Genomic DNA, 13,412 nt, shown 5'->3' on the forward strand with positions numbered 1-13,412 from the left:
GACTCCCGGCTGCGGCGCACCGCATGAACCTGTCCGACAGTCGGACAGGATTAAAGGACCCAGGCCGGGGACCTCCGTGCCAGCCGAGCCGTGAAAACCTGTCCGACAGTCGGACAGGTTTGGAGGACCGAGGCGGGGGACCTCTGCTCCAGCCGAGCAGTGAAAGTTGGGACCGTGTCGGGCGGAAGGTGCACGGCACTGATGTTCGGGCGCTTGGCGTGGCGCGTTACGGCGTGGCCGCGACGCTTCCGGTCGTGGAGGGGCAGGCCCCATGAGCCCTCCTTCTCAGCGGCTGAGCCAGCTCCTCCCGGGTCTCTACTCGGCGCGGGACTTCACGCTCGCGGATCAGCCGCTCCTCAAGCTGCTCGCCGTGCTGGGCATGGAGCTGGATGCGTTCGCGCGCGCGGTGGATCAGCTCTGGGATGATCATTTCGTGGAGCGTGCGGGTCCGCAGGCGCTGCCGTTGCTCGCGGAGTTGATGGGCGCACGGCTGATCACCGACGACCCTCGCGTGCAGCGCGGTGTGGTGGCTCGCGCGGTGGCGTGGCGCCGACGGAAGGGCACGCTCGCGTCGCTGGAGGAGGTGCTCTCCGTCACCAGCCTCTGGGATGCGGAAGTGGACGAGTCCTTCCGTTCGCTGCTGGAGACCCAGGACCTCAACGACTTGCTGCCCTGGCGCGGCCGCAGCGCGGTGATGTGGGATCCCATCGGCCTCGCGGATCCGCTCACCCGCCGCTCGCCTGGCATCGAGCGTCCCCGCGATGGTGTCCCGGAGCGTGGCCCGTTCATTGGCATCGCGCCGGGGGAGACGCTGGACCAGGCCTTGCGTCGGCTGGGGAGCGCGGATGCGGGCCGTGTCGCCGCGACGCCGCGCACGTTGGATCTGCTGGGCTGGGCGCGTCCCGATGTCGCCCTCATCCGCACCGCGCGCTTGACGCTCGTGGAGTTGGAGGAAGTCACCCCGGCCACCGTGCTCACGCTGCCCAACGGTTACCGGGGCTTTCGCGTGGATCCACTGGACCGCGATGGTCCCCTGGTTTGGCTCAAGCCTCTGGAGCGCGCGGATCTCACTGGAGGCCTCACTGCTCGCCATGAGCCCGCGCCTCCGTCGCTCGTCACGGGACGCACGGCGGCGATGCTGCTCACCCCTACCTCGCTGGCCGAGGACGCCGACGCCGCTGAACGCGCGGATGCCATCACCATCTCTGTCGACGGCATTCCGCTGGTGGGTCCGGAGTCCCTGCCGCTCCTGCGCGGACCCCTGCCCACCGCACCCGTGGGGCCCGCTCCCACGCTGCGCTTCGCGGACCGGGGCAGGCCTTCGCCTGGAGACACCTGGCGACTGACGCTGCTGGCCGCGCGTGAGAACTCGGACACGGTGCTCCTGTCCACGGAACTGGTGTCGGACGCACTGAACGCCGTCACCGTCTCGCCGGAAGCGAACCAGCTCCTGGGCGGCACCACGGCGGCGTTGCTCGTGGAGCGGGTGAGCGGTGAGCCGCGCCTGCGCGACGTGGACGGAACGTGGCGCACCCTCACCGTGGGTCTGCGCCAGGGGCCTCCTCGCAGCAATGCCATCCGCGTGGACCTGGCCGGTGCGCCGTGGGTCGCTCGCATCGAGCAACACCTCGCGGATGGCAGCCTGCGCCTTGCCCGCTTCGACGCGAGCGCTGACGGTGCGCCCTGGCAGGTGGCGGAGCTCATCGGCGCGTTGCCTCCAGACGGTCCAGGCATGTCCCTGGCCATCGCTGGTGACGCACTGTTGCTGGTTGCGCCGGACGGCACGGGGAAGCTGGGCGTGTGGTCGGTGACGGGCCTGGACACCGCGACTCCGACGGGGACGCGGTTGGACACCGCGAGCCCACGGCAGCCCTCGGCGCGACTGGCTCCCAGCCTGTGCGTGCGCGGCGGCCGGGTCTTCGTCTTCGGCGGTGACCTGGGCGGTGCGCCCACTGGAGACCTCTGGTCGCTGCCGGTCACGGGCGGACCGTGGCGGCCCCATGCGGTGCGCAACCGCCAGGAGCGCAAGGCCGCGACGCTGCTGAGCACGGCACAAGGACTGATGCTCGTGGGCGGCGAGGCCGTGACGGGAGAACTGGCCGTGCCGGTGATGCTCTGTGATCCGGCCTCCGCGAGCCCTGTCTGGCGCCCCCTTGCCCCACTGCCCATCACCGCGAACCTGCCCGGCACGCTCGTGGCAACCACCACCGCCGACGGCGTGGAGGCGCTCGTCTGGGCGGACACGACGCGTCCTCAACGGATGACGCTGAAGGCAGGCGAGGATGCCTGGGTCGCCGGACTGCTGGAGGCCTCGGGGACGAACCCGCCGGTTCCGGGCGAAGCGCTGTACGTCGACGGGCGCGTGCTCCTCACGGATCCGGCGCCGCTGCCCGCGTCGGAGGTCGTCTTCTCACTGGGCGGGCGGGGCTACCTGGCCTTCCTGCCAGAGTTGGCCCTGCTCCCGGATGAACTCCTGCGTTTCAACGTCGCCAACGACGGCGCCGCGTTCATCGAGCCTCGCGAGGGCCAGCCGCTCCCGCTCGATTCCCGGCCCGGTGGTGCGTACCACTCGCGGGATGCTTCCGTGGCCGGCGGTGCGCGGCGCTACTCGGTGCCAGGACGGCTGAGTCGCCACCCGTTCCAGCTGCGCCAGCGAAGCCTGGGCCCGTGGACGACGCTCGCTCCGAGCATCGCCTCCGGCATCGTCGCGGTGGATCCACGCCTGGGCCGCGTCGTGCTCCAGGACGACGCACCCGTGGGCCGCGTCACCGTCTCCGCGCGGGTAGGGCGGGGCGCCTCATTGGGAGCGGGGCTGCTTCCGCCGGACCGCCGTCCGCCCGCCGCGTGGGCGGAGCCGGACTTCCCATTCATCGATCCGCCGGACCGTCCTGGCGACCGCTCCGGCGCCGGCCTTCCTGTCACCGCGTGGATCTCCCCGGAGCGCGCGGGCGGAGTGCTGGCGGCCGGAGGCCAGGAGCGGCCCATCGTCGCCACCGTCGCGGATGGACTCCAAGCCGTAGCGCTTCCGGCGCTGGCGACTGGAGGCCAGGCGCGCCCCATCGTCGCAAGCGGCTCGCCGTCGGTGCTGACAACCGGAGGCCAGGCACCGACGGACATCGTGAACGTCACGGAAGGAAGCCCATCCGGATCACCTCCGGTGCTGGGCCTCATCGGTTCGCCGCGCCTGGCTCCAGAGCGTCTGTCACAGGGGCTGGACAACGGGCTGTCCCTCTTCGCCGCGGACACGGGCGCGGCGCCCTGCATCGGCGCGGACGAGCACGGCCTCTCGTTGGCGCTCTACCCAGGCTTCGGAGGCAGCGCGGCCACGCGCGTGTGGCTCGCGGGTCTGTGGCTCGCGGGACGGCTGGATCTGGTGCTCGCTCGGGGGCAAGCGGATCTGCGCTGGTGCAACCTGGGCGTCCCCGGACAGGTGGGCCTGTGGATGCCGGGCGGTGGGCACCAGGACATCAGCGCGCGGCGTTCGCTGCCTCCCGCCGACGTGGAGCTGCGCCTCTACGGCTGCATGGTGGGCGCCATCGAACTGCCGCCCTGGGTGCACCTCATCGCCGCGGGCTGCACCTTCGACGCCGGAGACCGCGACGCCGTCGCCATCCGAGCGGCGGGCGCGACCGTGCGACTGCGGCACTGCACGGTGCTCGGGGCCACGGAAGCGGGCGTGCTGGAGGCTTCCTCCTGTGCCTTCGCGGGCGAGGTGCGCACGGACCGGCCGGACCTGGGCTGGCTGCGCTACAGCCTCCTCGCACGCGGCGGACAGCCTCCGGTGTCGCACCAGTCGCGGGTGCACACCGTGTCCTTCCAGTCGAACCGCCAGACGGACCCGGGCTACCTCGTCCTGGGCGACAACAACGGCCCCGACGCGCTCCACGCCTCCGAGCGCGGCGGAGTCCCCGGTGCCCACGACGAGCGCTCCGACCACGAGCGCGAACTCTCCGCGCGCACCGACGACAGCATGCCCATTGGCATCACGCCCTTCCACGCCGACCGCAGCCAGGACGACCTCGTTCGGATGAGCCGACCATGACCGTGAAAGCGTACACCTCCAGGTCCCGCTTCGACGAAGCCCGGCGATTCTCCGGCGTCTATCAGCAGATGGGGCGCATGAGCCTCGACGCTGACTGGAACGAGGAGGTGCGGCTGCGCACCGTGGACTCGCGCCGCCGCTCCGCCGACGTCGCCGAGGGCTCGCCCGACGACGGCTTCCGAATCGTCGACACGTACCTGGTGGATCCCATCCGCAACGTGCTCGGCTGGACGGGGCAGGGCCTGCCCGCGGACGACGAGCGCATCATCCCGCGCGAGCTGCGCCTGGACCGTTACGACTCGGAGACGCTGCCGTTCGTGGTGCGCAGCCGGGGCCACATCGCGCTGCGCCGCACGCTGCCCGCGCCGTTGGATCTCACGGCAGTGCCTCGCTCGGACAGCACCACCTTCACCGCCTCCGTGCTCGTCATCGGCCTGCGCTTCGAACGGCCACTCACCGACGATGAGTTCATCGACCTGCGCGTGGTCGTCGCGGACACGGAAGGGAATGAAGCGGTCCTCTCCGCCGGTCTGGGGCAGCGGCCCACGGGATGGAACGACGTGCGCTTCCCCGTCGCCGCGTTCGCGGGCGTGGACCCGACGAAGCTGAGCTCCTGGGGCGTGCTGGGCCTGCCGCCCGTGGCCCGCACGTGGGTGGCCGCGCTGCGTGTGGAGGACGCGGCGCTGGGCGCCGATATCATTATTAGGGGTGGTGACGGGACGCTGCCGGGCGCGGGCCGCATGCTGCTCGACGGCGTGCGCATCTTCCTGGAGCAGGACCTGCGCTACTCCGTGCAGCTGGATCTACCGGAGGCGGATCCGCTGGCGGCGCTGCCCACGGACGGCTCGCGGCACCACTTCTTCTTCCTCGACTGCTGGGAGCAGACCACCACCCAGTACGACGACGCGTTCCTGGAGGAGCCCGCGCTGGACGGCCAGGACACCACCGTGCGCCTGCGGCTCGTCACCCAGGTGCGCGCGCTCCAGGGGCTGTCTGACACCGACGCGGAGGTCCTGCCCACGCCCACCAGCGGCGCACGCCTCACCACCAACATCCCGAAGGGCGCGCTGCCGGACCGCTTCCCACCAGAGCCGCTGGATCCCTGCCGAGACCGCTGCCTGTCCACGGAGAACGCCTCCACGGGCGAGGGCTACACAGGCTCCGACAACCTCCACTTCCGCGTGGAGTTCTTCCGGGGCGGAGCGCAGCCGGTGGTGCTGTGGTCGCGAGACAACGGCTCCACGGTGCTCCCGCTGACCGCGCCCGCGGCGGCGGATGCGATGACGCTCCAGGTCTCCCCCGCGAGCGCCGCGAAGCTGCGCGCGGGAGACCTCGTCGTCATCGAAGACCGGGTCACCCGGCTCCAGCCGGAAGGCCCGTCGCTGCCAGTGCTGCGGCGGCTGCGAGGCGTCCAGGCGGACACGGGCAAGCTGGAGCTGGCGGACGCGAGCACGGTGCTCACCACGGACCCCGTGCCGCTCCCCGTGGGAGGAACGCTGGGCCGGGCCTTCAGTCCGGAGCAGGGCGCGGTGGTGCGCCGGTGGGACGGCGGCGACCTGGTGGTGCCCAACACGCGCTACCGCTTCGACGATGGCATCACCCTGGCCTTCGGCAACACGGAAGGACGCGCGACCGAATACTGGTCCTTCACCGTGCGAGTGCGCGCGGCGGACGGCGCGGCCCGGGGTGAAGTCGAGCAGCTCACGGACGCGCCCGTGCACGGTCCGGTGCACCACTGCGTGCCCCTGGCGCGAGTGACAGGAGGCGAGACGCGAATCTTCGAGGACCTTCGTCCGCGCTACCTGCCGCTCGCCCAGGTGCGAGACAGGTTGGTGGAGCTCTCCGAGCGCGTCATCGGCCCGGGCGTCTTCACGGTGGTCGTGGGCGACGGCGTGCGCAGCTTCGGCGACGTCGACCAGGACCTGCTCGAAGGCATCACTGGCGACGAGGCGCTCCAGGCGGCGGTGGACCGGATGGGAGGGCAGGGCGGCTCCATCTTCGTGCGAGCCGGCCGCTACAAGCTGGAGCACCCCGTGCTGCTGCGCAACCTGTCCTCCGTGCACCTCCTGGGCGACGGAGAGGCCACCGAGCTGCGCACCCAGGGCTCCGGCGGAGCCTTCTTCTTGGACCGCTGCGGCCTGGATGGCGATGTGCGCATCGAGGACCTCAAGCTGGTGGAGGCCCCCTTCGAGGACGTGGTGATTGGCGGAGGCCTCCAGCCCGTGGTGAAGGCGGTGAAGACGAGCGTGGCCCTGTCGAACGGCCAGCGCTTCGTGCCGCTGGTGGAGGTGGACGACGACCGGGTGCTGGAGGAGGACGACGTGAAGCACCCGTCCGCCGAAGCCGACTTCGTGGACGTGGTCGTCGACCGCATCAAGGCCATCGTCCCGGGCCAGGGCCGCGCGGCGGGCTCCGTGGTGGCCACCCTGGTGCAGCTGCGCAAGCTGCAACGCCAGCATCCAGGCCAGCCGCTGGAGGACGTGCCGGAAGCGAAGCCGCTGCTCGACGCGCTGGCGGCGCTGCCTCACGGCGTGGTGACGCTGGCGGACTCCAGCGGCGTGACGCTGCGCCGCTGCCACATCCAGGCGAACCAGGCCGGCTCCGAGGCGACAGGCGTGCTGGTGACGGGCACCTGCGCTCGCATCGTCATCGACGAGAATCGCGTCGGCGCGGCGACAGGCATCGCGGTGGCGCCGTATGCCCCGTATCTCGCGGAGCGCTTCCTCGCGTCCTTCCCGCGCGCGGGCCTCTTCGTGGACGCGCTGGCCATCACCAACAACCGGCTCCAGCCGCTGGGGGACGCGACCACGGGCATCCACGTGGCGGACGGGCGGCTGGCGGGCGTGGAGGTGCGCGGCAACAGCGTCCAGGGCTTCCAGGTGGGCATCCTGGTGCAGGACCTGGCGGAAGGGGGACTCGCGGGGCCGGTGGACCGCGTGGTGGTGGCGGAGAACCAGATTCTGGGATCCGCGGCCGTGGGCATCCAGGTCGCGGGCGATGGCGTGGACGTCGTGGGCAACGAGATCCGCAACGCCGTGTCGGACAGCCTGTTCCAGGTGGGCATCCAACTGGTGGGCCGGGCGCTGCGCGTGCGCGAGTCGTGGATCTCCCTGCCGGCCGTGCCCGCCGCGTCCGTGCTGGGCGTGGTGGCCGGCATCGTCGTGGGCGACGGCCTGGATGACGGCGCGTCCAACGGCCGCCCCGCCTCGGACGTGGAGGTGGTGGACAACCGCATCGAAGGCGACGGCGAGTCCACGCCGGGCTTCGGCATCCTGCTGGGCGGTCCGCAGCCGGTGTTCGACGTGCGCATCCGAGGCAACGTGGTGCGCGCGCTGGGGGACTCGGCCGTGCGCACCTGGGGCACGGGCGGCGCGGTGGGACGCCTGCGCGTGGAGGACAACCGCTTCGAACAGGTGGCGCTCGCGGACGTGCCGTCGCAGGAGGACAACACGCTGGCGCTGTCCCGCCTGGACCCAGGCCTGGAGGCCGTGCTGAGCGCGGACGCGAAGTCCCGTCCCCGGCCGCTCGTGGAGGCGCTGCTCGCCAACGCCACGACCCGCGTGCGCGCTCCCCTGGACGCGGCGCTGCGCTGGCTGGAGCGGTTGACGCTCCGGGGCGCGGTGGTGCTCGCGGGCGTGGACGAGGCGCAGGTGCGCGGCAACCGGCTGCTCCAGGTGGGGCGCACGGAGGCCTACGGCGCGCCCGGACTCCCGGACGCGGAGGTGCGAGCTGCGGGTATCGCGGTGGTGTCCGGCTCCGGCATCACCGTGGAGGGCAACGAGGTGGACGGCGTGCACGCGCCGGTGACGACGACGCAGCCGCCGCCCGTGACGGGCCCGGTGAAGCTGCCGCCCATCACCGTGGTGCTCCAGCAACTCAGTGTCACGAGCTCCACGGTCCGCCCGGAGCGCGCGGACGTGCACGGCGCCGTGGTGGGCCTGTACGCCATCGTGTTGCAGTACACGGGCGCGAACGTGGACGGACGCCAGAAGGCTGGCCGGGGCCTGTACGGCCCGCTCGACACCCTGGTGGTGGAGCTGGAGGACCTGGGGACCGTGCCCGACTCCATTCTCTCCGCGCTGGAGAACGACGTCGCGGAGCTGCGCGCCGCCCAGAGCTTCAACGACCACACCCAGACCGCGCACGCGGTGCGCTCGTCGCTGAGCCGCGCCTCCAGCTTCACCGCGCCGGACCCCGTGTCCCAGGAGGCGTGGGACATGGTGGCGCAGTTCGATCTGGCCACTGTGTCCGGCAAGGACGCCGTGGTGGCGACGGCGGACCGCATCAAGGGCGCCTTCGACTCGCTGGTGCAGGGCCTGCCCTCCGACACGCAGGAGGGCCTCCTCAAGGCCCTGGCCCGGGTACAGGGCGGGCCGACTGACCTGACCGCGCTGGTCACGCTGGCGGGGGCGTTGAGCCAGGTGGCCCAGCTGCGCGAGGCGCAGGCGCAGCGCGCGAGGCAGCCCGTCATCGGCCAGGCGGTGGGGCCCAAGAAGACCATCATCGGCACCTTCGCCCAGGCCGCGCTGCAACAGCTGCCGCTCCAGCCGGGAACCCGGGACGCGAAGGCCAACACGGACGTGCTCGTGCAGCTGCGCCTGTCCAAGGAGGCCCTGACGGATCAGCTCCAGGAGCTTCACCCCGCGCTGGCCTCGCAGGTGGAGGCGGACTACCGCGACGTGGAGCGCACCGGCGGCAAGATGCAGCCGGTGGTGGACCGCATGCGCGCCACGCTCAAGCAGGTGCTGGACTTCACCACCGGCGTGCTGCCCCCGTCGGACGTCGCGCCGGAGGACGGCACGCGCATCGCGGCGCAGGGGATCACCGCCACCATCGGCCTGTACGCCACGAACCTGGACCGGCAGGCGGCGGGCCTCGTCACGGAATCCGACGACACGGTGGAGAAGCAGCTGCGCGCCTTCGGCACCGCGGTGGGGCAGCTGGGCGAGCTGGTGAGCGGCGACGCGGAGCTGTCCGCGCTCTCGTTGCAGGCGCACCAGGCGGTGGTCGACGCCATCGCCCAGCCGCAGAAGCGCATGGAGCAGGTGGCCATCGCCCGGAGTCTCCTGGACCGCATCCGCGTGCAGACGCTGGAGGTGCTGCCCATGCCCCTACCGCCCGTGCCGCCGAAGGCAGAGCCGCTGGAGCGCTGGGTCTCCGCCCTGGGCGCGCTGGTGCTGGCCGTGCGCGACATGGCGCCGGGGCCGGTGCTCAGCGGCTCGTTGCAGCTCTACCTCTCCCAGTACGACCGCGTGCTGGATATCGCGGGCATCCAGGGGAGGCTCCGCACGCTGGCGCTCCAGCGCGTGAGCGACGCCATCACCGCGCTCACCAGCGGCAACGGCGGCGTGCCCGCGCGCCAGGCCCTGCACCTGCTGGTGGACGAGCCCGCGACCACCGCCGCGGAGGCCGTCGCCAGATCCAGCGCGGTGACGGCCGAGCTGGACGCCGCCGCGGTCCTGCTGCGCGCCGTGGAGCAGGCCCTGGATCCCGACGAGGACGACGCATCACGAGTCGCGCGGCTCCAGGAGTACCTGCGCCAGCGCTCCGACAAGGTCTCCGCGTCGCTCGTCGCCGTCGTCACCGGCATGCAGGAGCTGGACGGCATCCTGGACATGCTGAGCAAGTCGCTGGAGCAGCTGGCGCGCGGCGAGGCCCCGGACCCCGGCGACCTGGTGGACCCCGTCTTCGACACCTTCCCGTTGCCCGCGGACGGCCTCTTCGTGTCCGGCGTGCAGGGCCGCGTTCGGCTGGCGGACAACACCGTGCGCGACACCGTCACCGGTATCACCGCCCTGGGCGCTGCGGGGCACCTGCTGACGGAGGCGCCCACGGATCCAGGCTCGCTGCTGGATGTGGACGGCAATCGGCTGGAGGGCTGCGCGGTGTCGGGCCTGCGGCTGCGGCCGGACCTGTCCGTGACGGTGGTCTCCGACAACCACCTCTTCGCGTGCGCGGGCCTGCCCACCGCGGGCGAGCCCGGCCTGGGCCAGGCGGTGGCCTCGTTCGTGGGCTCTGGCGAGCTGGTGGTGAAGGGCAACGTCTTCCTGGAGAGCGGCAACACGCTGCCGCAGGCGGTGCTCCACGAGGTGGCCATCGACTGGCGAGGCGAGACGGTGGTGCGCGGCAACACCGTGCGCCACGCGGGCGGCGGTGGCGGAGGCGCGGGCGTCCTCGTCGTCACCGACACGCTGCCTCCGGACCTGGTGGCGAAGCTGTCGCGCGTACCCTTCCTCGCCACGGACCCGGTGCCCAAACCGAGCACGGATGGCCGCACGGTCCCCGGCAACTCCGCGCCGTCCTCCATCGCCACGCTCGCGTCGGTGCCCCGCGTGGAGGACCTGGTGCAGCTGGGTTCGTTGAAGCAGAAGTTCGCCGCGGGGCCGGTGCTCAACCGCGCGCTCACGGTGACGGCCGCGGACTTCGCGCCCACCCTGAGCGCCAGCGCGGCGGCCTCGCGCTACCTCTCGGCGACGACGGCGCTCGTGCAGCCCGCGTTGGTGGACTTCCTCGTCAAGCCCATCCCCATCCTTCCGAAGCCGGTGGTGAAGGAGAAGCGGGGCGTGCAGGTGGAGGGCAACGACATCACCGCGCGAGGCCCGGCGCTGCTCCTGCTGGGCAATGGCGGCGCGGTCATCTCCGCGGCCGTGTCCGGCAACGAGCTGCGCAGCGAGGGCGGCGTGGGCGCGGTGTACCTGCGCCGCGCGGACTCCACCGTCTTCAGCGGCAACCGGTGCCAGTGCCTGGACGCCGTGAACGTCGTCGTCCTGCGCGTGGAGAAAGCGCCGGTGACCTTCACCGGCAACGTGGTGCTGGGCGCGGAGACGGTGACGCCGCCCCCGCCGGTGGTGCGTCCCCAGTGGCTGATGCCCTCGGACAGGCTGACGCTCCAGATTCCCGTGGGCGGAGGCTCCACCCTGGGCGTGCCCCTGGACCAGGAGCTGCTCCTGGGTGGCCTCCAGCGCCGCCGCGACGTGGCGAGCGATGCCTTCTCCACGCTGCTCGCGGAGCTCGTCTTCCAACCCACGCCCCTCCCGCCCCAGGCCCGGGCGGAGATCCCCGCCAAGGGCGTGCTGGACAACACCACGATGCAGGACGTCCGCTCGAAGCTGCCCGCGACCATGGACGTGAGCATGGCGGCCCGGACGCTCTACGGCATCGCGGTGACCAAGGACGACTCGCCCACGAGCGCCCTGCGGGACCTGGTGGACCGCGTCGCGATGCACGCGGACAAGCCCGAGGACGTGCAGGGCCAGGTGCGCTCCGTGCTGACCGCGGCGGACGGCGACCCGAAGAAGGCCCTCCAGCTGGTGGACAAGAGCGTGCTCGGCATCGACTCGGCGGCGTCCACGGTGAAGGAGAGCATCCTCAACGTCTCCGTGCTGCACGAGGTGCTGGCGGACTCGTTCTACACGGGCGGCACCACCGGCCCCATCCCGGTGCAGGACGCGGGCATCCGGCCCCTCCCGCCGGAGCCGCTACCGGATCCGTATGCCCACTCCGTCATCATCCTGGGCGGCTCGCGCGTGGCGGCCGTCGGCAACGCGACCACCTCCGGTGTGCACGTCCAGGAAGCCGACGCCGTGGTGGAGCTCAACCCGTAGCGCTGGAAGTCCCTTTCGCGAGGACACCCCCATGCCCGACCCCTTCGCCCTCAGTGGCCTTGTCGCCCTCCAGCGCACCGCGCTGCCCGAAGTCTCCCTCTCCGCCACGCCGGACGCGCCCGACGCGAAGGCCGCGACGCTGGAGAACCTGGCCGGCACGCGCGCGAAGCTGGACCTGGACACCTCCGTGCTCCGGGCGCTGGACGTGCGCATCTCCCGTCTGCCGCCGGTGCCCACGGTGCCCGTGACGCTCCAGGACCTGGTGCGCGCCGCGCGCCGCAGGCTCGCCTCCGAGCGCCAGCGCGACGTGGGCGTCTGGGTGGACACGCGCGTGAAGCTGGCCACGCGGCTGGTGCAGAAGCTGGAGGAGTGATGCGCAAGCTGCTCGAAGCCAGCATGGGGCAGCGCTGCTACCTCTTCACCACGCTGGGCCAGGTGTACGTGGGCCTGGTGGTGGAGCTCATCGACGACGTCGTCCACCTCACCGGGCCGGATGGCGCCACACCCGTCTACATCAACCTGTCGGACGTCTCCGGCGTGCGCCAGTACGACGAGGACGACGACCTGGGGAGCGCGCGATGATCGAACAACTGCTGCAGCAGCTCATCGAACGCACGGAGAGCCGCTACTTCGGCAAGTACCGGGGCTATGTGACGAACGTCTCGGATCCGCTCAACCTGGGGCGCATCCAGTGCGTGGTGCCGCGCCTGATGGGGGACGTGGCCACGGGCTGGGCCATGCCGTGCACGCCATACGCGGGACCGGATCAGGGCCTCTTCGTGGTGCCGGACGTGGGCGCGGGCGTCTGGGTGGAGTTCGAGGGCGGAGACCTATCCCAACCCATCTGGAGCGGCATGTGGTGGGGGCAGCCCGCGCTCGCGGACCTGGGCCAGCCGGACTCCACCGCGCGAGTGGCCCCGGACGTCAGTGAGATTCCCAAGCACGATTACCCGCCCCAGTCCGCGGTGCCGGGCGTGCGGATGCTCAAGTCCGCCACGGGCCACTACATCGTCCTGGACGACCGGCCGGAGACCGCGCGCGTGGAGATCCACGACCGGCAGGGCAACCGCGTCATCCTGTCCGCGGAAGGCCTGGACCGGCTCATCAGCAACGAGCGCACGGTGAACGAGGGCAACCGCTCCGCGGAGGTGGACGGCGACGACCACCTGGAGGTGGCGGGCAAGCAGGACGAGACGGTGGACGGCAGCCACACCCGCGACGTGGGCGGGGACGTGTCGCTGCACGTGACGGGGTCGCTGACGGAAAAGGTGGACGTGGCGGGCTACTCGCGCACGGTGGGTGGCAGCGGCCTGAAGGAGATCGTCGGCGGCCCGCGTGAGGACCGCATCCAGGGCAGCCACACGCGCATCGTCTCCGGCGCGTCGCAGGAAACAGCGGTGGGAGGCTACGGCGTCACGTCCGGCGGCAACGTGAACCTCGCGGCGGGCAAGGCGGTGACGGTGGCCGCGGCGATGCCGGACATGCCGGGCCCGTCGCTCAACGCCGTCTCCATCGACGCGTTGGCAGGCAACGTGTCCATCAACACGATGCTGGGCGTGTGCCAGATGGGAGGCCTCACCGCCATCTCGCCCATGGTGTTGGGGGACGGGCTGGCCATCCACTTCACGATGCTGGCGCAGATCCTCAAGGCGGTGAACCCGATGACGGTGGCTGCGTACGGGCCGCTCCTGGATGTCTGGGCGGCGATGACGCCAATGCTGGACTGGTCCTACTTCGGCTTCGTCAAGCGCATGCCGGTGGGGTGA

Annotated in this window: 5 protein-coding genes; all 5 read left to right on the forward strand. The window is 71.8% G+C overall.

Annotated elements, in window-relative coordinates; translation table 11 throughout:
• Positions 1-271: 271 nt before the first annotated feature.
• From GTZ93_RS07725 to GTZ93_RS07745, 5 genes are read left to right on the forward strand one after another with little or no spacing between them, the layout of a single operon-like run.
• Positions 272-4,042 carry a phage tail protein gene (locus tag GTZ93_RS07725; protein WP_139921252.1) on the forward strand — a complete coding sequence of 1,257 codons (3,771 nt, stop codon included), beginning with the start codon at positions 272-274 and terminating at the stop codon, positions 4,040-4,042.
• Positions 4,039-11,646 (forward strand): hypothetical protein, encoded by a 7,608-nt coding sequence (locus tag GTZ93_RS07730; protein ID WP_161662710.1) that lies wholly within the window; start codon positions 4,039-4,041, stop codon positions 11,644-11,646. The genes GTZ93_RS07725 and GTZ93_RS07730 overlap by 4 nt, the downstream gene beginning before the upstream one ends.
• Positions 11,647-11,677: 31 nt before the next feature.
• Positions 11,678-12,019, forward strand: a complete 342-nt coding sequence (locus GTZ93_RS07735; RefSeq protein ID WP_139916140.1) for a hypothetical protein — start codon at positions 11,678-11,680, stop codon at positions 12,017-12,019.
• Positions 12,019-12,228, forward strand: coding sequence for a hypothetical protein (locus tag GTZ93_RS07740; protein ID WP_120565664.1), 210 nt, complete (start codon positions 12,019-12,021; stop codon positions 12,226-12,228). Before GTZ93_RS07735 ends, GTZ93_RS07740 begins: the two co-directional genes overlap by 1 nt.
• Positions 12,225-13,412: a phage baseplate assembly protein V gene (locus GTZ93_RS07745; protein WP_139916139.1), complete on the forward strand. Its 1,188-nt coding sequence runs from the start codon at positions 12,225-12,227 to the stop codon at positions 13,410-13,412. The genes GTZ93_RS07740 and GTZ93_RS07745 overlap by 4 nt, the downstream gene beginning before the upstream one ends.

The sequence above is a fragment of the Corallococcus exiguus genome, from assembly GCF_009909105.1.
In the GTDB taxonomy this organism is placed as follows: Bacteria; Myxococcota; Myxococcia; order Myxococcales; family Myxococcaceae; genus Corallococcus; species Corallococcus exiguus.

What these genes read in the sequence shown, in the direction of transcription:
- GTZ93_RS07725 (WP_139921252.1), top strand. Translation starts at nt 272, where the DNA reads ATGAGCCCTCCTTCTCAGCGGCTGAGCCAGCTCCTCCCGGGTCTCTAC.
- GTZ93_RS07730 (WP_161662710.1), top strand. Translation starts at nt 4,039, where the DNA reads ATGACCGTGAAAGCGTACACCTCCAGGTCCCGCTTCGACGAAGCCCGG.
- GTZ93_RS07735 (WP_139916140.1), top strand. Translation starts at nt 11,678, where the DNA reads ATGCCCGACCCCTTCGCCCTCAGTGGCCTTGTCGCCCTCCAGCGCACC.
- GTZ93_RS07740 (WP_120565664.1), top strand. Translation starts at nt 12,019, where the DNA reads ATGCGCAAGCTGCTCGAAGCCAGCATGGGGCAGCGCTGCTACCTCTTC.
- GTZ93_RS07745 (WP_139916139.1), top strand. Translation starts at nt 12,225, where the DNA reads ATGATCGAACAACTGCTGCAGCAGCTCATCGAACGCACGGAGAGCCGC.